The organism is Olsenella sp. DNF00959 (genome assembly GCF_001553055.1).
Taxonomy (GTDB): domain Bacteria; phylum Actinomycetota; class Coriobacteriia; order Coriobacteriales; family Atopobiaceae; genus Olsenella_I; species Olsenella_I phocaeensis.
On record NZ_KQ960133.1, the window covers coordinates 357725 to 383546 of the forward strand.

The following is a 25822-nucleotide window of genomic DNA, read 5'->3' on the forward strand; positions in this document are numbered from 1 at the left end:
CCCGACGTCCGGTGGCACCCGCCCGCAAGATGCTTGACCAGATGATGAACGCGAGGAGAAGCCCCTCCCATGTTTCGGGAGCGTCACCTACTCAGGGCGCCCGCAAGGGCGAGAGTACACTGTGCATCGCGGCGGAGGTGACGCCTGGGACGCTCCCGGGCCGCACCCGCGCGAACCACAAACAAGGCAAGGAGGGCCACATGCAGAAGAAGGACCTGGACTGGGAGCACCTCAGCTTCAGCTACATGCCCACGGACTACAGCTACGTCTCGAACTACAAGGACGGTGCCTGGGACGAGGGCGCGCTTACCACCGACCACAGCATCACGCTCTCCGAGTGCGCGGGCATCTTCCATTACTGCCAGGAGGTCTTCGAGGGCCTCAAGGCGTACACCACCAAGAACGGCGACGTGGTCTGCTTCCGTCCTGACCAGAACGCCGCCCGCATGGCCGGTTCCGCCAGGCGCATCGTGATGCCGCCCTTCCCCGAGGACCGCTTCGTCGACGCCGTCGAGAAGGTCGTACGCGCCAACGCCGCATGGGTGCCGCCCTACGGCTCTGGCGCCACGCTGTACGTGCGCCCGCTCATGATCGCCACCGGTGACGTCATCGGCGTCAAGCCCGCCGACGAGTACCAGTTCCGCATCCTCGTGACCCCCGTTGGCCCGTACTACTCCGGCGGCGTCAGGCCTGTCGCGGTCAAGGTCTCGGAGTACGACCGCGCAGCTCCCCATGGTACCGGCAACATCAAGGCCGGCCTCAACTACGCCATGTCGCTGTATCCCAGCGTCGAGGCGCATGCCGAGGGCTACGCCGACAACATGTTCCTCGACCCCGAGACCCGCACCTTCGTGGAGGAGTCCGGCGGCGCCAACTTCCTCTTCGTCAAGAAGGACGGCACGCTGGTGGTTCCCCAGTCTGCGACCGACTCGATCCTGCCCTCCATCACGCGCCGCTCGCTGGTGGATGTGGCCCAGAACATGCTGGGCATGACCGTCGAGCAGCGTCCCGTGCGCTTCGACGAGATCGGCGAGTTCGTCGAGTGCGGCATGTGCGGCACCGCGGCCGTCATCTCGCCGGTGGGCAAGGTCGTGGGCCCCGATGGCGAGGTCGTCTACGGCATGGACGAGGTCGGACCTGTCATGAGGAAGCTGCGCGAGACCCTGACCGGCATCCAGTCCGGCGAGGTCGAGGACAAGTTCAACTGGGTCCACAAGATCGACGTCGAGTAGGCGAGAGGCGCGCCGGCGTTGCTGCCGTGATGCTCTTCGTCGCGTGAGACATGCCACGCCCCGGGGCTTCGGCCCCGGGGCGCGTTGCGTCGACGTGCGTGATGTGTCCGGGTGCAAGCTCTGCGTGCATAGGGAACGAGCGCAGCGTGGCGCGTGGCGTGCGGTACGAGCGTGAATGCGGGTCGTTGGTGAGACGGTGCGGCCGGCATCGTACGCGCGTCACTCTCGCCCGAAGCCTCATGCTGTAAGGCTTAGTCTTGCCAGTGTGGACAGTTTTGCCGCCGTGCGGGGCCAATTCAGTCCACGATCGCAAGATTGGGCGGCGCTGCGCCTTCCGGCTCGGTCCAGCCACACCCAGCCCGGCACGGCCGTATCCTACTCCCAGACCTCCTTGGCCATGTTGAAGGCGGCCCAGGCCTTGGGCCAGCCGGCATAGAAGGCGGCGTGGGTGATGACCTCGGCGATCTCCTCCTTGGTGATGCCGTTCTTCTTCGCCGTCATCAGGTGGTACTTGAACGACGAGTCGACGAGCCCCTGCGCCATGAGCGCGACCACGGTGACCAGCGAGCGGTCGCGCAGCGAGAGCTCCTCCTCCCGGCTCCACACCTCGCCGAACAGCACGTCGTCGTTGAGCTCCGCGAACTTGGGGGCAAACTCGCCCAGCTGGTCGCGTCCTGCCGTCTGCCTCACTGCCATGCCTGGCCCCTCTCGCCTGATGCCTTTTCTCGATTCGTCTGGGCCGAACGCCCGTCTGCGTGCCCGTCGCGCGCTCGTCGCGTCCCTGCTCCAGGCGCCCTACTTTCCGCTGAACACGGGGAACGCCGCATAGCTGCCGTAGTCGACCGCGTCGTAGCCGCGCAGCGTGTCCATGTCCTCGTCAGAGATCTCGAAGTCCAGCTCGCTGTTCTGGCGCATGTGGTCGGGGTTCGCCGTCTTGGGCAGGGGGAGGGTTCCCAGCTGCAGGTCGTAGCGGATGCAGAGCTGGGCCACGCTCACGCCGTAGCGCTCGGCCATTCCGGCGACCCTCGGGTCGTCCAGGATTGCGCCGTGAGCGACGGGAGAGTACGCCTCGACCAGGATGCCCTTGTCCCGGCAGTGCCGGATGAGCTGCTCCGGGGTGTTGCCCACGTGGACCAGGAGCTGGTTGACCATCGGCCGCACGTCCTCGGCCTCCAGGTTCTGGAGGTCCGCCTCCTCGAAGTTGGCGACGCCGATGGCACGGAGCTTGCCCGCGCGGTACGCATCCTCCAGCGCCTCCCAGGCCTCGCGGTTGCCCTCGGCGTAGCTGCCCTCGCGCCAGTTCGCCCAGGGCTGGGGGCTGTGGATGAGCATGAGGTCGAAGTAGTCGAGGCCTGCCTTTCTCAGTGACTCGTCGATGGCCGCCGCCGCAGTGGCGTGGTCCTTCGCCTCGGCTGCCAGCTTGGTGGTAACGAAGAGCTCCTCGCGCGCGATGCCTGCCGTGCGCACGCCCTCGCCCACGCCCCGCTCGTTGCCGTAGGCTTGGGCGGTGTCGAAGTGCCGGTACCCAAGGCGCACGGCCTGCCGCACCGCCTCGGGTGCCTTGCCGTCGTCGATGAACCAGGTTCCCAGCCCCAGCTTGGGAATGCTGACGCCGTTGCTCAGGACGAAGCTCTCTTCAAGGACCATCGTTGGCTCCTCTCGCCATAAAGACTCGTTCGTGCCGTTTGCCGCAGACCGTCCCACCCCGCCGCCGCATCGCCCGCTGCGGCGTCATTGCATGTCGTGACGCGGACTGCCTCCGGCGTAGCTACAGCGCCAGGTAGTCCTCGTCGCTCACGGCCTCGAGCCACTCGTTGGACGCGTCCTTGCCAGGCACGCCGATGGCAAGGTGAGAGAACCAGCTGTCCCTCTTGGCGCCATGCCAGTGCTTCACCTCGGGCGGGATCGAGACCACGCTGCCCGCCGTCAGCTCCACGGGCTCCTTGCCCCACTCCTGGTACCAGCCCTCTCCGGCCGTGCAGATGAGGATCTGCCCGCCGCCCTCGCTGGCGTGGTGGACGTGCCAGTTGTTGCGGCAGCCCGGCTCGAAGCTCACGTTTGCCACCGCGAGCGAGACCTTGCTCGGGTCCGTCAGCAGTTTGAGGTAGGAGTTGCCCACGAAGTACGCCGCGTACGCGTCGTTGGGCCCTCCCACGCCAAAGGCGTCCGCCTTCTGGAACTCTTCCCCGTCGAGGTACTTCATGTCGCGTCCCCCTATCTGCGTGCCTCCTGGAAGCCAGCTCGGGGCCACTCCCGGCCCGGACCACGTGCCGGCGCGCTGCTCACGTGGATATACTGTATGTTCCAGACGCTAGCCACAGCCGCGCCCATCTTCAATGGCCACTTGTGCCCAAGGTGGTGCCTTGCGTGGCATGACGGACGTCGCATGGGCCGGGAGGGGGTGTGGGCCATGGATCAGGCGGTCGAGAGGAGCCAGCGCTCGCGGCGTACGCGCGACGCGATCAGGGAGGCGTTTCGCCAGATTGTGGTGGAGGGCAGCCCCGACGCAGTGACCGTCACATCAGTGTCGGAGCGCGCGGGCATACATCGCAAGACTTTCTACCTGCACTACAGCTGCATCGAGGCGCTGTATGAGGACATGGTCGCAGAGGTGTGCCAGCAATACGCCGACGAGGTTTCCAAGCTGCCCGTGCCCTACGACTACAAGAGGCTCACGCGGGTCTTCGTCGACTTCTACACGCGTGACGCCTTTGCCGAGCGGCTCATCTGCGACCCGCGCTGGGCGGACCTCTTCCAGGCCGTGTCGGCACGATCTCTGCGGAGCAACCGGGAGGGCTTCGACCCCTTCGCGTCGTTTCCGCCCGAGGAGAAGGACCTCGTCAACTCTTTTGCCAGCGGTGCCTCGCATGTGATGTTCCGCCGTTGGGTGGAAGGGGGAAGGCGCGTCTCGCCCGAACGGCTTGCCGAGCTCCTGGGCGGCCTGATCGAGGACGGCGTCCGTAGCGTGCGTGACGTCGGCGGAGAACCGGCGGCCCGTCAGGCCACAGCCCAGCAGGCCTCGGCACGGCAGCCGCCAGCCCAGCGGGCCTCGGCACGGTAGCCGCCAGCCCAGCGGGCCTCGGCACGGCAGTCGCAGCCAGGCGAGAGTGGCAGGTGACTGGTTCCCGAATGAGTGACACCAGAAGGCGGATCCTCATCGTCCTGCTCGTGACTTTTGGGATCGCGTGGGCGTATGCGTTCCTTGCGGTGTACCCCATGAGCAGGAGCGCGCTGGCAAGCTACCTGCCCATGGCCACCAAGCTGGTCACGGGGGCGATCATGCTTGCGCCCTCGATCGCCGTCATCGTGACGAGGGCCGTCACGGGGGAGGGGTTCCAGGGCACGTCCCACCTCACCTCGGCGGGCTTCGACAAGACCTGGCGCTATTGGCTTGCGGGATACCTTGGGCCCGTCGTGCTCGCGGCGGTGGGAGCCTGCCTCTACTACCTGGTCGTTCTCGGTGCCTTCGACCCAAGCATGAGCTATGCGCGCGAGGAGCTGCCGCTGCTGGGCAACCTCGACCTCGTGTTCGAGGGAATCCCGTTCGCATTGGGCATCATCGTCGTTGCCCCGATGGCCAACTTCGTCTACTCCTTTGGGGAGGAGTGGGGCTGGAGGGGCTACCTTCTTCCCAAGCTGCTCGAGGAGGGCTCCGTGACCAGGGCGATTCTGGCGAGCGGCCTGGTGTGGGGCGCGTGGAACGCCCCTCTGGTCGTGTTGGGCAGCGAGTACGGAGCGGGCTACGCGGGATTTCCCGTCGCGGGGGTCGTCGCCTGCTGTGCCTACTGCACCGTGGTGGGGGTGTTTCTGAGCTACCTCACGCTGAGGTCGGGCAGTTGCATCCCGGCGACGCTCGCGCACGGCTCGCTCGACGGGACGGCGGGCCTGAGCTATGCCTTCGCGCGGACGGCAGGCAATCCCCTCGTGGGTTCGGCGCCCACGGGCATCCTGGGCGGCGTGGGCTTCGTCGTGGCTGCGGCGCTGCTCCTTGCCAGGCTTCGTCGCCTGGAGAGGGCCGGAGAGCCCCTGCTCGTGGAGGAGTAGCGGCCGGACTGCCGCGTGCCGCCGTCGCGTGCCGTCCGGGTACGCAGGCTCTCGCGTGAGGTTGCCGTGCCGCGCCGGCGAAGTCCGCATGTTGCCGCGTCGCGCCGGCGAAGTCCGCAGAATTCGAAATTTTGCTGACTCGTTTTGCAAGGCCCCAGCTAGCTCACATGCAACTCGGCAAAATTTCAATTTTTGCCGAGTTGGGAAGGATGCCGGACGACTCCACGCGCGACGATTCTGGGCATTGAACGATGGCTCCACGTCGGCGCATGATTATCCCAACGAGCGGGGCGCCGATTGGCCGCATGGTGCGTCCGCCGGCGTCCATGGAGGGGGAGAGGATCATGGCAAAGGTTCTGGTCGCATACTTCTCGGCCACGGGAACCACTGCGCGCGTGGCAAAGACGCTGGCAGACGCCGCGGGGGCCGACCTGCACGAGGTCGCGCCGGCGCGACCCTACAGCAGCGCCGACCTCAACTGGAACGACAGGGCGTCGCGCAGCAGCGTCGAGATGCGGGACGAGTCCTGCCGTCCCGAGCTTGCGGGCGACGACGTCGACCTTTCTGGCTACGACGTCGTCTTCGTGGGGTTCCCCGTGTGGTGGTACGTCGAGCCGCGCATCGTAGACAGCTTCCTGGAGGCTCACGACTTTTCCGGGAAGACCGTCGTGCCCTTTGCCACCAGCGGCGGAAGTGGTCTGGGCAAGGCTCCGGAGCGCATGCAGCAGCTCGTGCCCGACGCCACGGTGCGCGGTGGTCGCAGGTTGAGCGCCGGCGCCTCTGCGGCCGAGCTCGCGTCCTGGGTGCGCGAGCTCGGACTGTGAGCCTGGGCCTGGGGTAGCCGCAGTCGACCTTGCTTTGGCGAAGGCCCTCCAAGACAGCATTCTGCGTAGAATGCTGTCAAATTTTGCGTTTGCCCAGTTGAGCGAGAAAAAGGACAGCATTTCACGCGAAATGCTGTCCTTTCCACCTCTCGAGCGGCATCCATTGCCTCCGGCCTCAGACCCTACGCCTCGAGCGTGGACCTTCCGTAGGTCTTCCGCCAGTTGCTCGTGAACTCGTCCACGGCGATGGCGGTGCCGGGGTGGTCAACCATCGCGCGGATCACGTCGGGCGCCACGGTTATCGCGGGCGTGCCCGCCGCGAGCAGCTGGTGCACTTGGTCGACGTTCTTGAACGACGCGGCGCAGACCTTTGCGTCGAAGCCGTAGGTGGCCAGGGTGTCGACGAGCTCGATTACCTGGCTCACGCCGTCGCCGTAGTTGCACATGCGGTTGACGTAGGGCGCCAGGTAGTCGGCTTCGGCCTTCGCCGCCCAGAAGGCCTGGTCGGGGCTGTAGATGCCGGTGGCCAGGACGCAGGTCCCCTCAGACTTGACGGCGGGGATGGCGCGCAGTCCCTCCCGCGATACGGGAATCTTGACGACGACGTTCTTGCCACCGCGCAGCGAGGCGATCTTGCGCGACTCCGCCAGGATGCCCTCGTAGTCGGTCGCCACCACCTGGGCGATGATCTTCTGGTCCTCGTCCAGGACCTCCTCGAGCTCGGCGAACACCTGCTCGGGCGCCTTGCCGGACTTGGTGATGATGGTGGGGTTTGTGGTCACGCCATCGATGGGGAGAAAGGAGCACAGCTCCCTGATTGCCTCGATGTCCGCGGTGTCGATGAAGAACTCCATGTCGTTCCTCTCCCCTGGTCCTTCCTGCCCTGTTGCTTCCTGATTCTAGAGCGTCTGCTCGGTGCGCCCGATGATGTCGTCCTGCGTGGACTTGCTGAGCGCGTTGAAGAAGGCGCTGTAGCCCGCGACGCGCACGATGAGGTCCTTGTGGTCCTCGGGGTGCTTCTGCGCGTCGATCAGCGTCTCGCGCGAGACCACGTTGAACTGGACGTGGTAGCCGTGCAGGCGGTTGAAGTAGGTCTGGAGCATGAGTTCGAGCTTCTGCTTGTTCTCGTCGCGCGAGAGCATGGTGGGGGTCAGCTTCTGGTTGAGCAGCACGCCGCCGGTGATCTTCTCGGTGGGAAGCTTGGTGATGGACTTGAACACGGCCGTGGGGCCCTGCCTGTCGCAGTTGTGCGCGGGGCTGCAGCCCTCGGCAAGCGGCTCGTGGGCGTGGCGACCGTCGGGCGTCGCCATGGTGCCCATGCCCTGCCCCACGTTGGCGCTGATGGAGCTCGTGCCTGCGTAGCGAATGCCGCCGATTGGGCCGCGGTCGTGGCGCGTAGAAGGGTACTTCGCGATCTCGTCGATGTAGGAGTCGTAGGCCTCGACCACCAGGTCGTCGACGTAGTCGATGTCGTTGCCGTACTTGGGGGCATCGTTCACGAGGAGCTCCTGGACGCGCTTGCCCTGGGGGGACTGGAAGTCGTCGAGCAGCGCGTCCCAGAGCTCCTGCCGCCCGATCCTGCCCTCCTCGAACACGAGCTTCTTGATGGCGGCGAGGCTGTCGGCCATGTTGGCGATGCCCACCTGCAGACCGCTGATGAAGTCGTAGACGGCGCCACCCTCCTTGATGGTCTTGCCGCGGGCGATGCAGTCGTCGGTGAGGGCGGAGCAGAGGACGTCGGGCACGTCACGCTCGGAGGCCTTGTCGATGAAGTTCTCGACGATGACGGAGTAGCGAGTCATCTCGCGGATGGTCTTGTCCCAGGCGGCAAGCAGCTCGTCGTAGCTGCTCATCTGCGTGAAGTGGCCGTAGTCCTTGGTGAAGCGCCTGCCGGTGGTGAGGTCGACGCCGCCGTTCATGCAGCAGAGGAGCAGTCGGGGGAAGTTGAGGTAGCTCATGCCGGTGCAACGATAGCCCCACTTGCCCGGGACGGCGGTCTCGACGCAGCCGATGGCAGAGTAGTCGTACGCGTCCTCCTCGGCGACGCCCCACTTGACGAACGAGGGGATGATGACCTCGTCGTTGTTAAGGGCGGGCATGCCAAACCCGAGCTTCATGACCTCGACGCACTCGTCCAAGAAGCGCTTGTCGATGCCCGCGTGGTAGCGCACGGTGAGGTTGGGCTGGGTCAGGCGGGTCTGCGCCACGGACTGCAGGACGAGGTACGAAAGCTCGTTGACGGCGTCCTCGCGGGCCGTGGTCTGTCCGCCGATGGTGACGTTCTGGTACATGGGGCTGCCGGCCGACGAGAGCGTGTGCGACTGGCTCCGGACCTTCTGCACCGTGAGCGACTTGATCCAGAGGTTGCAGAGCAGCTCGAGCGCCTCGTCGCGGGTGATGGCGCCGCCCTCGACGTCCGCCTGGTAGTAGGGGAGCAGGTACTGGTCGAGGCGGCCGTACGAGAGCGAGTGGCCGTTTGACTCGATCTGCAGCAGGACCTGCGAGAACCACACCGCCTGCACGGCCTCGCGGAAGCTCCGGGCGGGCTCGTAGGGCACGCGCTCGCAGGTGGCGGCCATGCGCTCGAGCTCGGCCCTGCGCGCGGGGTCGTCCTGTCGGGCCGCGAGCTCGCGCGCGAGGCCAGCGTAGCGCCGGGCCCAGCGGCGGACGGCGGGGATGACCGTCAGGACGGCGCGGTAGAACGCCAGCCTGTCGACGGACTCGGGGTCGGTGAGGTCGAGCGCGCCCATCGCCGCACGCGTGCGCTCCTCGTAGCCACGCAGTCCCTCGCGCAGCAGGCGCGCGTGGTTGATGGCCAGGTGCGCGTCGCCCGCGTTGAGCTTGCCCTCCATGCCAAGGACGCCCGTCTCCATGAAGACGGCGACTTCGTCGGGCAGGAGCGCCAGGCCGCGCTCGCGCAGGGTGTTGCCCTCCCAGAAGGGGGCGATGGAACGGATGCGCGCCTTGTCCTCGTCGGTCACGTGGAAGACGTCACCGTCGCGCTTGTCGAACTCGTCGAGCTCGTCCAGGACGAAGCCCAGCGTGTACTCGGGGAAGACGGGCGCGTTGCAGTTCTTGGTGGCCTGGTTGCCTGCGAGGAGGGTCTTGTCCTCGATGTAGATGCTCATGTTGTCCAGGATGTGCGCGAACGAGAGCGCGCGCCTCAGGACGGGGGGTTGGCTGCCGGTCTGGCGGTAGGACTCGGTGCAGAGGACGGCGCGCTCGGCGTCGACGAAGGGCTTCTCGTCCAGGACCTCCTCGCGATACGCCTGCATACGCGGGGTGAGAGACCCAAAGTGCGGTGCGTTCTCCATCCGTTCTCCTAATTACGTAAGAAATAATATATACTTACGAACGTAAATATAATGATAGGTGACACGGAAGAGAAGTCAAGGCGAGAAAAACGTCCCCGTGGAGGCAGCATGCAGACGGCGACCGTCTTCAACGTCCAGAAGTTCAGCCTGAATGACGGCCCGGGCATTCGTACCGTCGTCTTCCTGAAGGGCTGCCCCCTGCGCTGCCAGTGGTGCGCCAACCCAGAGAGCCAGCGGCGCGAGCCAGAGCTGGAGTGGGAGCGCGCCTCCTGCGTGGGCTGCGGGCATTGCGTCGATCTCTGCGCTGGGGCGGGCGAGCGCGTGACGGGCGGCAGGCGGCACGTGGACCTGCATGGTGTCGACGCGTGCTCGGAGGCCGCCGCGCGTGCGGTGGCAGAGTGCCCCGGCCATGCGCTCAGCGTGGTGGGGAGGACGCGCGACGTCGAGGGGCTGCTGGCACTCTGCCTGCAGGACAAGCCCTTCTACGAGGACTCCGGCGGCGGGGTGACGCTCTCGGGAGGGGAGGCGCTGCTCTGGCCCGACTTCTGCGTCGAGTTCCTGGGTCGCCTGCGCGAGGAGGGCATAGACAGCTGCCTCGAGACCGAGGCCTACGTGCCCCAGGGGGCCTTCGCCCGTGTGGCACCACTGGTGGACCACCTGCTCGTGGACATGAAGCACTGGGATGCGGCGGCGCATCGCGCGGGGACGGGCGGCGGCAACGAGCTGCCGCTCGCCAACCTGAACTGGGCCGTGGGGGCTGGCCGGGACGTGCTGGTGCGCACGCCGGTGGTGCCGGGCTTCAACGCCGACATCGAGGACGCGCGCCAGATGGCGCGGCTGCTGCGCGGCCTGGGTCTGGACCAGGTGCAGCTTCTTCCCTTCCACAACCTCGGGGAGTCGAAGTACGCGCTTCTCGAGCGGCCCTATGCCCTTGCGGGCAAGACGAACCTGCACGAGGAGGATCTCGTGGAGTACGCGCGCGCCTACGCGGACGAGGGCGTGCGCGCGTTCTTCTAGCGTGGATTGGCTGGGAGGGCGCGGAGGGGTATCGCCCGCCGCAAGGCAGGCACGGGTCTCTCGCCCGGCCCTTGCGCCGCGCCGTCGGCACGTCGTGGCCTCGTCACGCGATCAGGGTCTCGATTCCCATCTGCTCCAGCCTCCGGAGGGTCTCATAGCCCAGGCCGGGGTCGGTCACGACGCTCAGCGGCTTGTCCCCGAAGCGCAGGGGGATGGCGCCGTGCTGGCGGAACTTCTCGGACTCCGTGAGCACGACCACGTGTCCGGCCGACTCTGCCATCGTGCGGTCCGCCTCGGCGCGCATCTGGTCGCCGTTGGTGAAGCCCACGCCGTCGATCCAGCCGTCCGCTCCCACGAAGAGGTGGTCGACCGCAAACTCGCGGGCACAGGTGCGCAGGAGCGGACCCACGGTGACCTGGGAGTCGCGCTGCATGATCCCGCCCAGCAGGATTGCCTCGACGCTCGGGAAGTCACGCAGGTAGTTGGCTATGAAGACGCTATTGGTGACCACGGTCACGCCCTGCTTCTGGACGGCGAGCTCGCGTGCGAGGATGGCACAGCAGCTGCCGCTCTCGATCATGACGGTGGAGCCGTCGGGCACGAGCTCGGCCGCGCGCTGGGCGATGCGGCGCTTCTCCTCGTAGTGGTACGCCAGGCGCCCGCTCACGTCGTTGGGGTTGGCAAGGAGGGCAAAGCCGTGCTCGCGCAGCACGAGGCTGCGGTCCTGGAGCGAGTCGAGGTCCTTGCGCATGGTGACGTTGGAGACGCCGAGCCGCTCCGACAGGCGCGTGACCTCCATCTTCTTCTCGACTGTGAGCAGCTCGAGGATCTTGGCGTCGCGCTTGGACATGTGGGACCTTCTGTCTGGCTTGCACCAAGAGGGCGACTGCGTGGCAGCGCATCGACGCGAAGCCATGGCAGTGGCATGTTTCTTACGTACGAAAGCACATTCTAGCAAAAAGGAAGAAAAATACAGGCAAGAGGAAGCGGGGGCATCGTGCGCCAGAGCCCCTCTCGCTTGGGTAAGAATGGACGGAAATGCTTGCGGAAACGGGAGGGGGGTCGCGATGCCAATGGGAAGAGCGGGCGACGTACACACAGGTCAACGCCATGGAGCCGCTGGCTCCCGCCATGCTGGCTAATCGCGCGATCCTGATTCGCGACGATGCGGCTAAGGTGATCTCTGGGCTGAGGGCGAAGCTCGCCGAGGGGGCGTAGGTGCCATGGGTGCCATTGGAGACAAGAGGGAGTCAGAGCTCAGGTGGCTCATCGACTACCTCGAGGAGGAGCGCGGCTCGGCCAGCCGCGCCTCGGCCACGGAGCCGGGCCAGCTCTGGCCCTACCTCAGGGCGCTGATGAACCTGCGTGAGCCGCGTCGGACGAGCGACGAGTTCTATGCACGCCAGGACCGACTGCTGCGCGTCATGGCAGAGGAGAAGGGCGTCGTGCGTGCCACGGAGCTGCCGCGCAGTGACGTCGACGGGCACCTCTCGCTCTGGCGTGGCGACATCACCGCCCTCGAGGTGGATGCCATCGTCAACGCGGCCAACAGCCAGCTTTTGGGCTGCTGGGTACCCGGTCATCACTGCATAGACAACGCGATTCACAGCTATGCGGGGGTGCAGCTGCGCGAGGAGTGCGCGCGGCTCATGACGGCACAGGGTCACGAGGAGCTGACGGGCCAGGCCAAGCTGACGTCGGCGTACAACCTTCCGGCGCGCCACGTCGTCCACACCGTGGGACCCATCGCGGGAGGCGCGCCCACGCGACTGCACCGAAGCCAGCTGGCAGACTGCTATGCGAGCTGCCTCGACGCCGTGAGCGAGGCGGGCGACCGTAGCGTCGCCTTCTGCTGTATCAGCACGGGGCTCTTCGGCTTCCCTCAGGAGGAGGCGGCGCGCATCGCTGTGGGCTCCGTCCGCAACTGGCTCGACGAGCATCCCGGTGCGGTCGACCAGGTGGTCTTCAACGTGTTCCTCGCCCGGGATGAGCAGATCTACCGGGGGCTGCTAGGGTAGCGGGCAAGGACGCAGGGCCCTGCCCGCCCCGGCCGGGGCCCTGCCGCCTACGCGCGCAGGGCCTCGACGAGCAGCGTGGCGGTCTTTGCGGCCGACATGGGGTTCTGGCCGCTTATCAGGCGCCCGTCGGCTACGGCGAACGTGCTGAAGGGGGGCCTCTTGGTGAACTTGCCGCCGCGCTTGCCGATCTCGTCCTCGGGTGAGAAGGGCATGGCCTTCGCCGTGCGGCTGAGCTTCTCCTCCATGTTGGTGAAGCCGCTGACGCGCTTGCCCTCAACCAGGTAGGAGCCATCGGGCGCGCGGAATGGGCGGGTGGTCGTTCCTGGGACGGCGGCCTCACCTGCTCTCTTTATCCTGATACCCGACATCCAATTCTTATCGCGCGCGACCTATCAGACTTCGTGGGAAAAACTGCGCATGATTCCTCAGAGTTGTGGAGGCGAGGGACGTTTGCCCAGGATTTTATCGCCTGAAAGAAATCCAATGTACAGTTTCTTGGTGCCCCTCCGAGTATCGGCGCGCAAGGCGCGGTGCGACCACCGAACTGGGTGACCGCGCCGCGCCCGTTGCGCCTGAAATGTAGGTCGTGCAGGTCGCGCCCATCGGCCTGGCGGCTGAGCCTTCCGTTCCGGCCTGTCCGGGCGCGCCTGCGGCCCCTACCTCCCGCGCTTGGCCATGAGCAGCGTTACCTCGTCCTCGTTGAGGCCAACCATGGCCTCGCCCAGGTCCTCGCTCACGCGGGCGACGAGCTCGGCGTCCTCGTAGTGGCGCACGGCCTCGACGATGGCCGCAGCCCTCTTGGCGGGGTTGCCGCTCTTGAAGATGCCCGACCCGACGAAGACGCCCTCAGAGCCCAGCTGCATCATGAGCGCCGCGTCCGCCGGGGTCGCCACGCCACCGGCGGCGAAGTTGACCACGGGTAGCCTGCCCTCGTCATGAACGCGCCTCAGCAGCCCCAGGGGCACCTGCAGCTCCTTGGCGAACTCGAAGAGCTCGTCGACGCGCAGGCTCTGGACCTGCCGGATCTGCGCGTTCATCCTGCGCATGTGGCTCACGGCTTGCACCACGTCACCCGTGCCGGCCTCGCCCTTGGTGCGGATCATCGCCGCCCCCTCGGCGATGCGGCGCAGCGCCTCGCCCAGGTCGCGTGCGCCGCAGACGAAGGGCGCCGCGAAGTCGGTCTTGTCGATGTGGTTCAGGTCGTCCGCGGGCGAGAGCACCTCGCTCTCGTCGATGAAGTCGATGCCAATCGCCTGGAGGACCTGCGCCTCGACGAAGTGGCCGATGCGGCACTTCGCCATGACGGGGATGCCCACCGCCTCCTGGATTCCCCTGATCATCTTGGGGTCGCTCATGCGGGACACGCCACCTGCCGCGCGGATGTCTGCCGGTATGCGCTCCAGGGCCATGACCGCGACCGCGCCCGCCTCCTCCGCGACGCGCGCCTGCTCGGGCGTGGTGACGTCCATGATGACGCCGCCCGCCAGTGACCGAGCGAACTCGCGGTTGGCCGCCGCCTGGTCCTTGCCTGTCTGCTCCGTTGCCATGCCATTCTCCCTTGGTCGTGTGCCCCCGCCCGTCCGCGCAGGCCGTCTGGTGTCACGAACCAAAGGCTAGATTGAGTCTGATATTGTCGCTATATCCAATAGATGATTAATCAACAAGGTCAGTACCAGTCCAGAACAGGGTCAGAAATGCTTACCTACGACATGGGGCGGCGTGGCAGCGACACGCTGTACGCGCACCTCTACAAGTGCCTGCGGGCAGACATAGAGTCGGCGCGGCTCGTGGCGGGCGACCGGCTGCCCCCCAAGCGTCGCCTGGCGGAGCACCTGGGCGTGAGCGTGATCACGGTGGAGGCGGCGTATCGCCAGCTCCTGGCCGAAGGCTACGTCGAGTCTGCCGAGCGCCGGGGCTACTTCGTGGCACGGGGCGCCTCCGGGCAGGCGAGAGCTGCGCGGCCCCTCGTCCCGAGCCACGCCATGGCGTCGGGGCCAGCCCATGGGTCCGGGGCGCAACGATTCGTTCCCACCCTCCCCGACGAGGAGGCGGAGCTGGGCTCAGCGGGCCTCTTCTCCCTTCGCAACTGGGCGCGCATCACACGCGAGGTGCTTGCCGAGGAGGACGAGCGCTCCCTGCTCGGGCAGACCGATCCCCTGGGGTCACCCCGCCTACGCGCCGCCATCTGTCGCCATCTGGCCCAGACGCGCGGGCTCGCGGCCACGCCGGACCAGGTCGTGGTGGGCGCCGGCTCCAAGCTGCTCGACGCCATGCTGGCGCAGCTCCTGGGCCGGGACCTCTGCTTTGCGGTGGAGGACCCCGGATATCCCCAGCTGCGCCGCCTCTACCAGGCCAGCGGCGTGCGTGTCGTCCCCGTGGGAATGGACGTGGCGGGCCTCGTCGTGGACGGCCTCAGGTCGAACGGCGCCGACGTCGCGCACGTCACGCCGTCCCACCAGTTCCCCACGGGTGTCGTCATGCCGGTTGGCCGCCGCTACGAGCTCCTGGCCTGGGCGGCGGAGCGTCCCCGGCGCTACGTGGTCGAGGACGACTACGACTGCGAGTTCCGCCTTTCGGGCCTGCCGGCGCCTACGCTGCAGTCCGTCGACGTCGCGGGTCGTGTGATATACACCAACACCTTCACCAAGAGCCTTGGCCCGGCCTTCCGCGTGGCGTACGCCGTGCTGCCCGAGGCCCTGGCGCGGCGCTGGCGAGACGAGCTCTCGTTCGCGTCGGGCACCGTGGGCACCGTCGACCAGCTCGTCCTGGCGCGCGTCATAGAGTCCGGCAGCTTCGAGCGGCACGTGAACCGAACGCGCACGCGCTGTCGCCACCTGCGGGACCGGCTTCTCCTCGCGCTTGAGGGGGAGCTTGGGGTGCGTCTCGCGGACGTGAGGTCAAAGGACGCGGGGCTGCATTTCGTCCTACGGTTGGAGCTGCCTTCCGGCACGAGCGACCAGGAGCTCGAGCGCGCGTGCCGCGAGGCGGGCGTGCCCCTGCGGGCGATGAGCGGCTTCTACGCCGGGGGCGAGGCGCCCGAGGCCGACCGGCACGCCTTCGTGATGAGCTACTCAAGTCTTGGTGAGAGTGACGTCGCGTCCGTTGCCGCGCGTCTGGCCGCTCTCGTCAGGAACGCACGCTAGGGGTTCGCGCCAAACATTGGTGTGCTGGCAACGCGGGTGGCGTATCCGTTCCGTCCGTCATGCCAACGAGAAGGCGGCCAACGGAGTTGACTCCGCTGGCCGCCTGGACCGTCAATCGGTGTCGTGGATGCTCTCGCCTGGTGTTAGTCCTCGCGACGCGCGCCGCGTCGCAGGGCGAGTCCCGCACTCAGGGCGCATGCCGACGCGAGCAGGGGAGCGATGGGCGAGGCGCTGTCATCCCCGGTCTTGGGCGTCGCGGGCTTCGGCTTCGGGGTTGCCTTGCTCGGGGTCTCAGGCTTCGGCTTCTTGGGGGTCTTGTCGGGAGGGGTGGTGGTCAGCTTGTTGGTGATCGTGAAGCCCTCACCAGCGTTCCCCGTGACCTCGGAGGCGTAGCCGTCGGGGACCTCGACCTCCTGGACCGCGTAGGTGACCTTCTTGCCGGCCTCGTTGACGGGCAGCTTGTCCCAGCTGTGCTTCCAGCCGTTGGCGGCGGAGAGCTCAACCGCGTCGCCCGTGGCCTTGCCGTTGGCCGTCAGCTGCACGCGCACCGAGGCGGGACGCTTGCCGGAGGCGTTGTCCGCGTCGTCCCAGACCTTCTCCACCTTGACGAAGGTGACGCTGGGGGAGTGCGTGTTGGTGACGTCGAAGCCGGTTTCGGACGTCGTGCTCGCATAGCCCCCGACCTTGTCCTCGACGATCCGGTAGCTGATGGGGCTGCCGTTGCCGTCGTACTTCGGCAGCTCGCCAAAGTCCCAGCTCCAGCCCTGCTCTGCCGTGACCTCCTTGCTTGCGACCTCCGTCTGGCCGGCGAGGAGCCGCACCGTGATGCTCGCGGGTCGCAGGCCGTCGCGGTCGTTGTCGTCGTCCCAGGTCTTGCTTCCCTGGACGTGGACCTTCTCGACGTTGGTGTTCGTGATGGTGAAGCCGGTCGCTGCGTCACCCGCCGGATCGCTGGCCTCGTAGCCGTCGGGCACGTCGGACTCCCGCACGGAGTATGCGATCGCGTGACCGTCCTCGGCATACTTGGGCAGGTCGTCGAAGCTGCCCTTCCAGCCGCTCCCTTCGTTGAGTGCGAGCTCCCTGTCCGTGTCGTGGCCGTCTGCCAGGAGCTTTACCGTCACGGGTCCTGCGACGGGACCGACCCAGCTCTTCTTCACCTGGACGGAGGTGGCGGGGGTGTTGGTGATGACAAAGCCCTCTGCGGCACTGCCGCTGACCTCGGGGACGTAGCCCTCGACCTTGCGCTCTTCGACGGTGTAGTCGTACACGTGGCCGCTGGGGTCGTTCTTGGGGAGGTTCTGGAAGGTCGCCGTCCAGTTGCCGTCGGAGTCGGGGGTGACCTTCTGGAAGCCCACGTACTGGCCGTCGCGATAGAGGTTGACCAGCACCGAGCCCGGATGGGTGGCGTTCTGCTCGGAGCCGTCGTTCCAGGTCTTGGTGACCTTGATCTCGGTGGTCTCGACGGACTTGCCGATGAACACGGTGCCGTTGGAGCCGATACCGCCACCGCGTGTGGCGGAGCTGTTGCCCGTGATGTGAACCTTCGCCAAACCGAGTGCCTTTTGCACGCCCGGATCGTCCTTGGTCAGCGCGTTACCGAGCGAGAGCTCCTGACCGGACCAGGCATCCAGCACGCCCTTGAGGTCGTCGAGGGGAACCTCGCTGCCGTCGTCGTAGGTCCACCTGTAGGCGCCACCGCCGAGCATGGAGGGCGAGATCTCGTAGGGAGGGTTACCGCTGTGGGTGCCGAGCCAGGTCGCGGCGAGGATGTAGAGCTCGTTGGCGCCCTCGTCGGCCTTGTTGTTGTAGAAGACCGAGCCGTTAGTCAGGTTGATCTCGGTGACGGAGGCGGGGCAGGCAGCATAGCCGCCGCCGTAGACCTTCGTCGAGTTGTTAGCCACCTCGACGTTCGAGAGGTAGAGCTCGGCGTCGTGCCAGCCGGTATATCCGTCACCGATGCCGTTGACGTAGATGCCGCCGCCGCCGAACATGCCGTTGTCATCGCCTTCGCCCGTCATGGCGTTGTTGGTGATGCTGCCGCCGGTGATGGTCGCGATGCTATAGGCGGAATCGTCGCCGTACTGCACGAAGATGCCGCCGCCACCGCTCCCGGCGCTGTTGCCGTCGATCGTGCCGCCGGTCATGGTGAGGACGGATTGGCTTTGGGGGCCAAAGAATGTGCCTACCGAGATGCCGCCGCCCCGCTCGAAGGCATCGTTGCCGGATATGGTGCCGCCCGAGAGGTTGATGTCGGCACCATCGAACACGCAGATGCCGCCGCCGGAACCGCCATAGCGTTGATCAAGATCGGGGTTGCTGTTTGTGCCATCGACGGCGTGGTTGCCCGTGATGGTGCCGCTTGACATGTTGATGACGGCATTATCGCAGCCGTAGATGCCGCCGCCGCGGACGGCGGAGTTGTTGCGGATGGTGCCGCCTTCGACGTTCACCGTGGTGCCCGCATCCTTCGCGAAGACCCCGCCTCCTGCCTCGGGGTACCAATGCCCCTCGCTGCGGATGTAGTTGTTCTGCAACGTGGCGCCCTCGGCGATCGTCAGCGCACCGCCGTCGAACACGCCAACGATGGATCCGCCTTCGCCTGAGCCGCCCGTGCACTCTGCCCAGCTGCCGTTGTCAATGCCGCCATCTACGACGATGTTGGCGAGCGTCAGCTTCGCGCCTCCCCCGACATGGATGAGCTCGCCGTAGTAACCAGACGCCCGCTGGAGCATCTTGCCGCCGAGGTCCCAGGTCTCGTCGCCAGAGGGCTTGAGCGCCCCGCTCACGTAGGCGAAGTCGAAGCCCGAGCCGGGCAGCAGCTCCTTGACCTTGGCGAAGGTCTTCACCGGCGCATCCTCCGTGCCGGGGTTGCTGTCAGACCCGGTGGAGCCGTTCACATAGATGGGGTGGTCACTCTCGGCAAGGGCTGTCCGCATGCCTAGGGGTAGGCAGATGCAGAATGCCAGCACCATGCCCAAAAGGGCAAAGAGCCTGCTCTTCATGGCGGGCCTTCCTCTCGTGTGTTTGGTCTGTCTTCTCCAGAAGGGCGTCTTTGTCAAATTCCATCGTATCTGTGCCATGGTAACCGAATTCCTACATTTTTTCTGCATCTAGCAGGTAATATCTGGTTCCGTTTATGTATGATTTTCCAAAAATACAGTGTTTGTCGCCTGTCGATATCTGCTCAGCATGAGGCCCGGTGCCGTCTTTGACTGCGTCTCTCGTTTAACTTGGCTGCGTCTCTCGTTTAAATAACCAAGGGAGGATGGTATGCGCGCGAGGAACCCCATGCCGCAGGACGTCCTTGAGCTGCTCGAGTCTCGCGGGCTGAGGGCGGACTACGACCAGCGTCCCGCCTACCAACGAAACGACTACCTGGGTTGGATTGACCGCGCCAAGCTTCCGGCCACGCGCGAGCGGCGTATCGCCCAGATGTTGGACAGCTTGCGCGCGGTGGCGTGTACATGGGCATGGAGCACCGTCCGTCCCGCAAGGAGAAGGATGCGACGTCGTCGGGCGGTGCGGAGGTGGGCGGCCCCGAGGCCCCTGACGTCGTCGCGGGACCTCGCACGGCGGACGAGTACCTAGAGGCCCAGCCTGCGGAGCGTCGCCTCCTGCTGGACGAGCTCAGGGCGACTGTCGTTGACGCTCTCCCAGGGGCCGAGGAGACCATCTCGTGGCAGATGCCCAGCTATCGGCTGGACGGGAAGCTGCTTCTGCACTTCGCGGGCTACGCGAGCCATGTCGGAATCTACCCGGGAGCGGCCGCTCTCGACCACTTCGCCCAAGAGCTTGGCTCGCGTCGCAGCTCGAAGGGGACGCTGCGCCTGGAGTATGACGAGCCGCTCCCAAGGGGACTCGTCACGCGCATCTGTCTCTGGTTGGCTGGGGAATCGGACTAGTGCGCCAAAAAACTGCGCACGGTAGTGTCGAATTGTGGAGACGCGCCGCGTTTGCCCAGAATGCCCCCGCCTGAACGTAATCCAATGCGCATTTTTTCGGTGCGCCCTCGCCAGGCGTGGCCTGCGAGCGGCCCGCTGGCGCTTCGGCCGTCCTTCGAGCGCGTACAATTAAGCCTGGATACCAGGGCATCGCTGGGCGATGCGCCGCCGACGAGCCAGACCGGAGGTCTCCCATGAAGCAGGCAGACATCAGCATCCAAAGCAAGCTGGCGCAGAGGTCGTTCGACGTGTCAGTCTATGGCGATGCCGGACGCGCGGTCATCGCCTTCCCGTCAGAGGACGGCTGCAGCACCAGCTGGGAGAACGGCGGCATGGTCGAGGCGCTTCGCGAGCGCATCGAGGCTGGAGAGCTGCAGCTCTTCTGCACCGAGTCCATGGACGCGCAGACCTGGCTCGCCCGCGGCGCCGTGGACGACTACCGCCTGCGCAACCTTGAGCAATGGCAAGGCTACGTGGAGAAGGAGCTCCTTCCCTATGCGGCACGGCACTCCGCCAGCAAGGAGCTGCCGCTCGTTGCCGGTGCCAGCATCGGCGCGCTCAACGCCACGGCACTCATGCTGCGACAGCCCAAGAGGCTGGGCGGGCTCCTCGCGATGTCGGGCAGCTATGACGCGCGCGCGTTTGCGGGAGCCGACCCCGACCAGGCGTGGCTTGACGTCTCTCCCGTCGACATCGTGCGAACGCTTGCCAATGACGCGAAGGGCATGAAGGCCCTTGCTGGCAAGCAGCTTGCCTTCGTCTGTGGTCGCTCCTCCGACGAGCTCGGCCTGGGCTCCCAGCGTGGCCTCGACGCACTCTGCTGCGAGCTGGGGCTCGAGGCAAGCTTCGAGTACTGGGGCTGGGACGTCGTGCCCAGCTGGTTCTGGTGGCAGGAGGAGGCACGCCAGTTGCTGCCCTGCCTCCTGGCGCCCAACGGCCTCATCGACCGCAAGCTGGTCGCCCGTCTCGCGTCAGCGCAGACCGAGGCCGAGCATGCCGCGAACCAGCGCGAGTCGGCCGCGACCGAGCTCGAGACGGCGGCAGAGACCCTGAAACAGGCAAAGTCCGAGCTCAGGGCCGCCCGCAAGCGCACGCGCGACGAGGCGAAGTCCGTCGAGGCCGCCGTCCAGGAGGACGAGGAGCTCAGTGCCGTCGCCGCCGATGCCTGGGCCGAGAGGGACCGCATCGCCCTGCTGTTGGCGGAGGCCACGAAGGCGGCGGGTGCGGCGCAGTCGGCCGCAGACGCGGCCGCCGAGCGCCTGGGCTCCGCGCGCTGGATCGCGGGCGAGGCCGAGGCTGCCGTCGAGCGCGCCGTCCAGGCCCAGGCTGACTCCACGGCCCGTCTCGCCTCCGCCAAGGAGGCCGTGGCTGCAGCCCAGGGGGAGGCGGAGCGCCTTGCCGCCGCGCTCGCCGAGGTGCAGGCGGAGGTCGACGCGGAGAGGGACGAGGCCCGCCGGCTCAAGGTCGCACGCAGCTAGCGGGCTTGGCCCAGGGACGCGCCCAGGCGCGGGGATTGTCCCGTCAGTCGTCGCACCCAGAATCGCCTCGTCGGCTTGGGTCAGGCGATGGCTGCTAGGCAATGGCTGCGGCTAGGCTGCCGCCCGTTCCTCTCGCCCGAGCTCGCCGAGGATGCTCGCCGCCATGGGCAGCGCCACCAGGCCCGTGATCACGTCGGTCAGGGGCTGGGCCAGCTGCACGCCCAGGAGCCCCATGAAGTGCGGCAGCACGGTCACGACCGGGCCGATCACCAGGCCCAGCCTGCAGGCACCCAGGATGGTGGCGCGCCACATGCGCCCCGTGGTCTGGAGCAGGAAGTTGGTGATCATGGCCATGCCCGTGATGGACATGGTGAAGCTCTCGACGCGCAGGGTGAGCGTGGCTATGCGCACCACCTCGGGGTCGTCGTTGAAGAAGGCAACCAGCTGCGGCGCGAAGGCGCAGGTGAACACGCCCACAGAGAACACCGCGACCAGCGCCGCGCGCACCGCGAACGCATAGCCCTCCCGGATGCGCCCGAAGCGCCGTGCCCCGTAGTTGTATCCCACGAGGGGCTGGAAGCCCTGTCCGATGCCAATCTGCACGTAGTTGCCGAAGCCGCAGATGCGCTGGACGATGGCCAGTCCCGCGATGGCCGCGTCGCCAAACGGCCGCGCGGCGTCGTTGAGCAGCGTCGTCGCCACGCCCAGCATGATCTGTCGTACGAAGGACGGCACGCCGCCGTTGTTGATCTTGAGCGCCATCTCCCTCGTGGGACGCCGCAGCCACCGTAGGCCCAGCGGCGTGATGCCCGCTCTCTGCATCTGGAAGACCAGGAGACAGAAGCTTATGAACTCGCAGATGACGGTGGAGGTCGCGCTGCCCGCGATCCCCATGCCGCAGACGTAGATCAAGAACGGCGTCAGCGCCATGTTGAGCACGGCGCCCGTCATGATGGCCGCCATCGAGTAGAAGGCCTCCCCCTCGAAGCGCAGCTGCATGTTGAGCATGAGCGAGCTGCACATGAACGGCGCGCCCATGAGGATGATGCCCACGAAGCGCCGCGCGTAGGGGAGGATAGTGGGGGTCGACCCGGCCAGGAGGCAGATGGGGTCGATGAAGACGTTGCCCAGCACGGCGACGACCAGCCCCAGCGTCAGCGTGCAGGCGAGGCCCGTGGTGGCAAGCACGCAGGCCTCGTCCCTCTCCCTCGCCCCAAGGTGGCGCGAGATGGCATTGCCCGTGCCCTGCCCGAAGTAGAAGCCTATGGCCTGGATCGCGGTCATCGCGACGAACGAGATGCCGATGGCACCCGACGCGGAGGTGCCCAGGCTGCTCACGAAGAAGGTGTCGGACAGGTTGTAGATGCTGGTGACCAGGTTGGAGAGGATCGAGGGCGTGGCGAGCGAGAGTATCAGGGGCCGGATGGGCTCCTCGGTCATCTGCCGGAACTTCTCCTCGGGGGTCTGCCTGCCCCTGTGGTGGGCTTCGGCCGCGTCCGTCCGTGCGGTCACGTCTGTGTCGTCTGCGTCGCTTCGCATGAGAGGCATGATGCACCGAAGCCCGGCGTGGCCCGTCGGGATGCTGAGCCGGTGCTCACATCCTCACGGAATCGTTACGTGCGGGAGGGGCGAACCGGCCGAACGAGGTCCTACCGGTCGCTCACGCGCAGCTCGAGCACGTCGGGCCGGGCATAGTGGCCCACGGGGTCGAACTCCCACTTGCTCGCCGCCACCTGCTGCAGGTCGAGCTCGGCATAGATGACGCCCGGCTCGTCCCACAGGGGGCCGGCGGCGTAGTGTCCGTAGGGGTCGACCACGCAGCTCCCGCCCGTGTACACCACCTCGTCCAGCGCCTCGACCTCCTCCGGCTCCGCCAGGTCGGCCGGGTAGTCCGCTCGCTCGACGTAGGGCGCGCAGTTGACCACGAAGCAGCGCCCCTCCAGGGCGATGTGCCGCAGCGTGGCCTGCCACTCGGGGTTGCAGTTGGTGTTGGGGGCGAGGTAGATGGTCACGCCCCTCTGGTACAGCGCGACGCGCGCCAGGGGCATGTAGCTCTCCCAGCAGATGAGGGTGCCCATCGGCCCCCAGGGCGTGTCGGAGGTGGGGAAGTAGTGGTCCTGGGCGTCTCCCCACACCACGCGCTCGAGGCCCGTGGGCTTGAGCTTGCGGTGCACGGCGTCGACCCTTCCTTCGGGGTCGATGACCACGTTGCTGTTGTAGAGCGTGCCGCTCGTGGCGTCGCGCTCCGATATTCCCACGCTCACCCAGCTGCTGGTTCGGCGCGCCGCCTCGGCGATGGTCCCCACCTCCGGTCCGTCGACCAGGACGGAGCCGTCGTAGTAGCGCTTCCAGTCGAGCTGGCCGGCTGGCTTGCGCGCACCGGTGACGAAGCCGAAGGTCAGGCCATGCGGGTAACCGGGAATCGCCAGCTCGGGGAAGACGATGAGGTCGCTGGGGCGCTCGCGCGAGACGTGATCGATCGTCTCCACCATCCGAGAGGCGCAGGTGTCGCGGTCGAAGATCGTGGGCTGCATCTGCACCACGGCAATGCGGCAGGCGTCGGCGAGTTCCCTCATGCGCTGCTCCTTCTGCGGGCTTGCGAGTCGTGCAAAGGGGAGAATAGCCACCCCACGGCGGGCGGCCGCCGTGGGGCCATGACATTTTACGGGGGAGAAGCACGGGGCGTCCCCCGTCAGGCGCGTCCATCCGCAGAGACGGGAAAGCTCACGGAGAAGCGCGTGCCCACGCCCTCGCGCGAGACGACGTCGATCGTCCCCTGGTGCGCGTCCACGATCCACTTGGCGATGGAGAGTCCCAGCCCGGTGCCGCCGACCTCGCCGCCGCGCGCCTCGTCCGCGCGCCAGAACCTCTCGAACGCGTGTGCCACATCACTCTCGCCCATGCCCATCCCCTCGTCCTGCACCTGGTACGAGACGCGGCCGTCCCTGGCCCTGGCACCGAGGGTGATGGTCGACCCGGTCGGGGAGTACTTCGCCGCGTTTTGGACGATGACCCTTATCGACTGCTTGACCATCGCCAGATCGCCCGTCATCTGGTAGCGGGGGTCTCCCTCCGCCCCCTCGGGGTTCTCGAGCGCGTAGCGGTGGGCGTCATCGATCATGCACGACTCCTCCCACACGCCTGCCGTGACCTCGGCCAAGTTGAGGGGGGCCATCTGGAGCGCGTTGCGGCCCGAGTCCCCGCGGGCCAGGAAGAGCAGCTGCTCGACGAGCTCCTGCATGTGGTCCGTCTCGGCCTTCAGGGACTCGATCGACTCCTCGAGCACGGCCTCGTCCGTCTTGCCCCATCTGTCGAGCATGTCCACGTAGCCCTTGATCACGGCGATGGGCGTGCGCAGCTCGTGCGAGGCGTCCGAGACGAACCTCGTCTGCTGCTGCCGGGACTTCTGCATCTGGTTGAGAAGTCCGTTGAGCGCGACCTCGATGGGTTGTAGGTCCTGGTCGCCGGTGGTGACGCGCGGCGAGTCGACCGTCGCGCGCGAGATGGCCTGCTCAAGGCTCTCCATCTTGTCCGCCTCGATCCCGCCGGCGCCGCTGCCCATCGCCTCGGCGTCCAACGCCAGCTGGTTCAGCGGAAGGAGCTTGCGCCGCACGCGCCTGGTGTCTTCCGGCAGGCTGAGGAGCGAGACGAGCTGCCATGAGCCGGCGGCGACGGCGACGGGTCCCATGAGGCGGAAGAGGTCTCCCATGGGGAAGCTCGTCCTCGTTCCGTCGCCGAGCAACACGTCCAGGCTCAGGGCCTCTGGCCTGTCGCCGTCCGTGGCGAGCTCGAGGGAGGCAATGGCATTGGGGGAGCCGGCCCGCAGGGCCCTCTCGGGGAGCTTGCTGGCGCACTGCACTGCGAAGCTTGCCACGAGCGCCACGCAGACGAACAGGTCGAAGGCAATCATCCCGGCCAGCCTTCTCCACCAGAAGCTCCAGCTGATCGAACGGGCGGTGGAGGGCATGCCCTGCCTGACCGCCCTGGCGCTACCCCTCCCGGATGACATACCCCACCCCGCGGACGGTCGTCACGAGCCTCATGCCAAAGCGGTCGTCGATCTTGGAGCGGATGTGACGCACGTAGACGTCGATGGCGTTCGTCTCGCCCGCGTACTCGTAGCCACACGCCAGCTGCAGGAGCCGATCGCGCGTCATGACCATGTCCTCGTTCTCCATGAGGGCGCGCAGGACTTCGAACTCGCGGTTCGTGAGCTGGACCTCCTCGCCCGCGACGGTGACCTCGTGCCTCTCCACGTCCAGGGTCACGCCGTTGGAGCTGAGCACGTGGCGCGCGGGATCCCTGGGGTTGCCGTCGGTGTCGTCCCCGGCGGGGCCGGTCTCGTCTCTCGCCGTCGCGGTAGCAGCCGCGACAGGCGCGTCGGCCGCCGAGGCGGTGCCTGCGGTCGCCTCCCGACGCTTGAGCGCCACGCGGATGCGGGCGAGCAGCTCCTCGATGGCGAAGGGCTTCGTCACGTAGTCGTCGGCCCCTGCGTCGAGCCCCGCGACCTTGTCCATCACGGAGTCTCGCGCGGTGAGCACGATGACGGGGACGTCACGCTCCCTGCGGATGCGGCGCAGCACCTCGAGGCCGTTCAGCTGCGGAAGGAGCAGGTCGAGAAGGACGAGGTCGTAGTCACCCGAGAGGGCGGCGTCCACCCCCGACCTGCCGTCGGCGGCCTTGTCCACCTCGTACCCCTCGTGTGTCAGCTCGAGCTCCACGAAGCGGGCGATCTTCGCCTCGTCCTCGACCACAAGAATCCTGCTCATGCACCGCTTCCGTTCGGACGTGCCTTGCGGTCGGGCCCGAAC

General features: G+C 67.0%; 23 protein-coding genes. 10 read left to right on the forward strand and 13 right to left on the reverse strand.

What is annotated here, in order from left to right:
* The first annotated feature begins 44 nt into the window (after positions 1-44).
* Positions 45-1232: a branched-chain amino acid aminotransferase gene (locus HMPREF1868_RS08545; RefSeq protein WP_082719623.1), complete on the forward strand. Its 1188-nt coding sequence runs from the start codon at positions 45-47 to the stop codon at positions 1230-1232.
* 375 nt (positions 1233-1607) lie between these two features.
* On the opposite strand, the gene HMPREF1868_RS08550 is transcribed toward HMPREF1868_RS08545, so the two are convergent.
* The 3 genes from HMPREF1868_RS08550 to HMPREF1868_RS08560 form a co-directional block, all read right to left on the reverse strand.
* Complete coding sequence (locus tag HMPREF1868_RS08550; protein WP_009278484.1) at positions 1608-1928, reverse strand: carboxymuconolactone decarboxylase family protein; 321 nt, start codon at positions 1926-1928, stop codon at positions 1608-1610.
* Between the two features lie 99 nt (positions 1929-2027).
* Positions 2028-2879, reverse strand: coding sequence for an aldo/keto reductase (locus HMPREF1868_RS08555; protein WP_009278485.1), 852 nt, complete (start codon positions 2877-2879; stop codon positions 2028-2030).
* Between the two features lie 121 nt (positions 2880-3000).
* Positions 3001-3435, reverse strand: coding sequence for a cupin domain-containing protein (locus HMPREF1868_RS08560; protein WP_009278486.1), 435 nt, complete (start codon positions 3433-3435; stop codon positions 3001-3003).
* A 207-nt stretch (positions 3436-3642) separates the two neighbouring features.
* On the opposite strand from HMPREF1868_RS08560, the gene HMPREF1868_RS08565 reads away from it, so the two are divergent.
* The 3 genes from HMPREF1868_RS08565 to HMPREF1868_RS08575 all read left to right on the forward strand — a co-directional run bounded on the left by HMPREF1868_RS08565 (position 3643) and on the right by HMPREF1868_RS08575 (position 6100).
* Positions 3643-4293 carry a TetR/AcrR family transcriptional regulator gene (locus HMPREF1868_RS08565; RefSeq protein WP_009278487.1) on the forward strand — a complete coding sequence of 217 codons (651 nt, stop codon included), beginning with the start codon at positions 3643-3645 and terminating at the stop codon, positions 4291-4293.
* 68 nt (positions 4294-4361) lie between these two features.
* Positions 4362-5276 (forward strand): CPBP family intramembrane glutamic endopeptidase, encoded by a 915-nt coding sequence (locus tag HMPREF1868_RS08570; protein WP_062531669.1) that lies wholly within the window; start codon positions 4362-4364, stop codon positions 5274-5276.
* Positions 5277-5620: 344 nt separating this feature from the next.
* Positions 5621-6100, forward strand: a complete 480-nt coding sequence (locus HMPREF1868_RS08575; protein ID WP_062531670.1) for a flavodoxin — start codon at positions 5621-5623, stop codon at positions 6098-6100.
* Between the two features lie 182 nt (positions 6101-6282).
* On the opposite strand, the gene HMPREF1868_RS08580 is transcribed toward HMPREF1868_RS08575, so the two are convergent.
* Complete coding sequence (locus tag HMPREF1868_RS08580; protein WP_062531671.1) at positions 6283-6954, reverse strand: transaldolase family protein; 672 nt, start codon at positions 6952-6954, stop codon at positions 6283-6285.
* A gap of 45 nt (positions 6955-6999) precedes the next feature.
* Positions 7000-9414: a glycyl radical protein gene (locus tag HMPREF1868_RS08585; RefSeq protein WP_062531672.1), complete on the reverse strand. Its 2415-nt coding sequence runs from the start codon at positions 9412-9414 to the stop codon at positions 7000-7002.
* A 108-nt stretch (positions 9415-9522) separates the two neighbouring features.
* Between HMPREF1868_RS08585 and HMPREF1868_RS08590 the strand changes: the two genes are divergently transcribed.
* On the forward strand, positions 9523-10431 hold the full coding sequence (locus tag HMPREF1868_RS08590; protein ID WP_062531673.1) for a glycyl-radical enzyme activating protein: 909 nt from the start codon (positions 9523-9525) through the stop codon (positions 10429-10431).
* Positions 10432-10534: 103 nt separating this feature from the next.
* On the opposite strand, the gene HMPREF1868_RS08595 is transcribed toward HMPREF1868_RS08590, so the two are convergent.
* Positions 10535-11281 carry a DeoR/GlpR family DNA-binding transcription regulator gene (locus HMPREF1868_RS08595; RefSeq protein ID WP_062531674.1) on the reverse strand — a complete coding sequence of 249 codons (747 nt, stop codon included), beginning with the start codon at positions 11279-11281 and terminating at the stop codon, positions 10535-10537.
* Positions 11282-11654: 373 nt separating this feature from the next.
* On the opposite strand from HMPREF1868_RS08595, the gene HMPREF1868_RS08605 reads away from it, so the two are divergent.
* Positions 11655-12449 carry a protein-ADP-ribose hydrolase gene (locus HMPREF1868_RS08605; RefSeq protein WP_062531676.1) on the forward strand — a complete coding sequence of 265 codons (795 nt, stop codon included), beginning with the start codon at positions 11655-11657 and terminating at the stop codon, positions 12447-12449.
* Between the two features lie 47 nt (positions 12450-12496).
* Here HMPREF1868_RS08605 and HMPREF1868_RS08610 read toward each other — a convergent pair whose 3' ends face one another.
* Complete coding sequence (locus HMPREF1868_RS08610; RefSeq protein ID WP_062531677.1) at positions 12497-12817, reverse strand: type 1 glutamine amidotransferase family protein; 321 nt, start codon at positions 12815-12817, stop codon at positions 12497-12499.
* A gap of 288 nt (positions 12818-13105) precedes the next feature.
* Positions 13106-13996, reverse strand: coding sequence for a pyridoxal 5'-phosphate synthase lyase subunit PdxS (gene pdxS / locus HMPREF1868_RS08615; protein ID WP_062531678.1), 891 nt, complete (start codon positions 13994-13996; stop codon positions 13106-13108).
* Between the two features lie 147 nt (positions 13997-14143).
* Here pdxS and HMPREF1868_RS08620 point away from each other — a divergent pair, with 147 nt between their 5' ends.
* The gene (locus tag HMPREF1868_RS08620) at positions 14144-15592 is read left to right on the forward strand and encodes a MocR-like pyridoxine biosynthesis transcription factor PdxR (RefSeq protein ID WP_062531679.1); all 1449 of its coding nucleotides are present in this window, start codon (positions 14144-14146) and stop codon (positions 15590-15592) included.
* A 143-nt stretch (positions 15593-15735) separates the two neighbouring features.
* On the opposite strand, the gene HMPREF1868_RS08625 is transcribed toward HMPREF1868_RS08620, so the two are convergent.
* Complete coding sequence (locus tag HMPREF1868_RS08625; protein ID WP_009278499.1) at positions 15736-18594, reverse strand: Cna B-type domain-containing protein; 2859 nt, start codon at positions 18592-18594, stop codon at positions 15736-15738.
* A gap of 286 nt (positions 18595-18880) precedes the next feature.
* Here HMPREF1868_RS08625 and HMPREF1868_RS10220 point away from each other — a divergent pair, with 286 nt between their 5' ends.
* The 3 genes from HMPREF1868_RS10220 to HMPREF1868_RS08635 all read left to right on the forward strand — a co-directional run bounded on the left by HMPREF1868_RS10220 (position 18881) and on the right by HMPREF1868_RS08635 (position 21011).
* Positions 18881-19180 (forward strand): YdeI/OmpD-associated family protein, encoded by a 300-nt coding sequence (locus HMPREF1868_RS10220; RefSeq protein ID WP_197414987.1) that lies wholly within the window; start codon positions 18881-18883, stop codon positions 19178-19180.
* Entirely contained in the window at positions 19063-19494 is a 432-nt protein-coding gene (locus HMPREF1868_RS09755; RefSeq protein WP_197414988.1) for an iron chaperone, read from the forward strand. The genes HMPREF1868_RS10220 and HMPREF1868_RS09755 overlap by 118 nt, the downstream gene beginning before the upstream one ends.
* A 233-nt stretch (positions 19495-19727) precedes the next feature.
* Entirely contained in the window at positions 19728-21011 is a 1284-nt protein-coding gene (locus tag HMPREF1868_RS08635; protein WP_062531681.1) for an alpha/beta hydrolase-fold protein, read from the forward strand.
* Between the two features lie 111 nt (positions 21012-21122).
* Here HMPREF1868_RS08635 and HMPREF1868_RS08640 read toward each other — a convergent pair whose 3' ends face one another.
* From HMPREF1868_RS08640 to HMPREF1868_RS08655, 4 genes are all read right to left on the reverse strand, one after another.
* The gene (locus HMPREF1868_RS08640) at positions 21123-22523 is read right to left on the reverse strand and encodes an MATE family efflux transporter (protein ID WP_231782283.1); all 1401 of its coding nucleotides are present in this window, start codon (positions 22521-22523) and stop codon (positions 21123-21125) included.
* A 137-nt stretch (positions 22524-22660) separates the two neighbouring features.
* Positions 22661-23587, reverse strand: coding sequence for a carbon-nitrogen hydrolase family protein (locus HMPREF1868_RS08645; protein WP_062531683.1), 927 nt, complete (start codon positions 23585-23587; stop codon positions 22661-22663).
* 116 nt (positions 23588-23703) lie between these two features.
* The gene (locus HMPREF1868_RS08650) at positions 23704-24921 is read right to left on the reverse strand and encodes a sensor histidine kinase (RefSeq protein WP_082719606.1); all 1218 of its coding nucleotides are present in this window, start codon (positions 24919-24921) and stop codon (positions 23704-23706) included.
* A 79-nt stretch (positions 24922-25000) separates the two neighbouring features.
* Positions 25001-25780, reverse strand: a complete 780-nt coding sequence (locus HMPREF1868_RS08655; protein WP_062531685.1) for a response regulator transcription factor — start codon at positions 25778-25780, stop codon at positions 25001-25003.
* Positions 25781-25822: the final 42 nt, after the last annotated feature.

Bases quoted from the DNA above. Each gene is read 5' to 3' on its own strand.
- HMPREF1868_RS08545 (WP_082719623.1), top strand. From the start codon at position 45: ATGAACGCGAGGAGAAGCCCCTCCCATGTTTCGGGAGCGTCACCTACT.
- HMPREF1868_RS08550 (WP_009278484.1), bottom strand. From the start codon at position 1,928: ATGGCAGTGAGGCAGACGGCAGGACGCGACCAGCTGGGCGAGTTTGCC.
- HMPREF1868_RS08555 (WP_009278485.1), bottom strand. From the start codon at position 2,879: ATGGTCCTTGAAGAGAGCTTCGTCCTGAGCAACGGCGTCAGCATTCCC.
- HMPREF1868_RS08560 (WP_009278486.1), bottom strand. From the start codon at position 3,435: ATGAAGTACCTCGACGGGGAAGAGTTCCAGAAGGCGGACGCCTTTGGC.
- HMPREF1868_RS08565 (WP_009278487.1), top strand. From the start codon at position 3,643: ATGGATCAGGCGGTCGAGAGGAGCCAGCGCTCGCGGCGTACGCGCGAC.
- HMPREF1868_RS08570 (WP_062531669.1), top strand. From the start codon at position 4,362: ATGAGTGACACCAGAAGGCGGATCCTCATCGTCCTGCTCGTGACTTTT.
- HMPREF1868_RS08575 (WP_062531670.1), top strand. From the start codon at position 5,621: ATGGCAAAGGTTCTGGTCGCATACTTCTCGGCCACGGGAACCACTGCG.
- HMPREF1868_RS08580 (WP_062531671.1), bottom strand. From the start codon at position 6,954: ATGGAGTTCTTCATCGACACCGCGGACATCGAGGCAATCAGGGAGCTG.
- HMPREF1868_RS08585 (WP_062531672.1), bottom strand. From the start codon at position 9,414: ATGGAGAACGCACCGCACTTTGGGTCTCTCACCCCGCGTATGCAGGCG.
- HMPREF1868_RS08590 (WP_062531673.1), top strand. From the start codon at position 9,523: ATGCAGACGGCGACCGTCTTCAACGTCCAGAAGTTCAGCCTGAATGAC.
- HMPREF1868_RS08595 (WP_062531674.1), bottom strand. From the start codon at position 11,281: ATGTCCAAGCGCGACGCCAAGATCCTCGAGCTGCTCACAGTCGAGAAG.
- HMPREF1868_RS08605 (WP_062531676.1), top strand. From the start codon at position 11,655: ATGGGTGCCATTGGAGACAAGAGGGAGTCAGAGCTCAGGTGGCTCATC.
- HMPREF1868_RS08610 (WP_062531677.1), bottom strand. From the start codon at position 12,817: ATGTCGGGTATCAGGATAAAGAGAGCAGGTGAGGCCGCCGTCCCAGGA.
- pdxS (WP_062531678.1), bottom strand. From the start codon at position 13,996: ATGGCAACGGAGCAGACAGGCAAGGACCAGGCGGCGGCCAACCGCGAG.
- HMPREF1868_RS08620 (WP_062531679.1), top strand. From the start codon at position 14,144: ATGCTTACCTACGACATGGGGCGGCGTGGCAGCGACACGCTGTACGCG.
- HMPREF1868_RS08625 (WP_009278499.1), bottom strand. From the start codon at position 18,594: ATGAAGAGCAGGCTCTTTGCCCTTTTGGGCATGGTGCTGGCATTCTGC.
- HMPREF1868_RS10220 (WP_197414987.1), top strand. From the start codon at position 18,881: ATGCCGCAGGACGTCCTTGAGCTGCTCGAGTCTCGCGGGCTGAGGGCG.
- HMPREF1868_RS09755 (WP_197414988.1), top strand. From the start codon at position 19,063: ATGGAGCACCGTCCGTCCCGCAAGGAGAAGGATGCGACGTCGTCGGGC.
- HMPREF1868_RS08635 (WP_062531681.1), top strand. From the start codon at position 19,728: ATGAAGCAGGCAGACATCAGCATCCAAAGCAAGCTGGCGCAGAGGTCG.
- HMPREF1868_RS08645 (WP_062531683.1), bottom strand. From the start codon at position 23,587: ATGAGGGAACTCGCCGACGCCTGCCGCATTGCCGTGGTGCAGATGCAG.
- HMPREF1868_RS08650 (WP_082719606.1), bottom strand. From the start codon at position 24,921: ATGATTGCCTTCGACCTGTTCGTCTGCGTGGCGCTCGTGGCAAGCTTC.
- HMPREF1868_RS08655 (WP_062531685.1), bottom strand. From the start codon at position 25,780: ATGAGCAGGATTCTTGTGGTCGAGGACGAGGCGAAGATCGCCCGCTTC.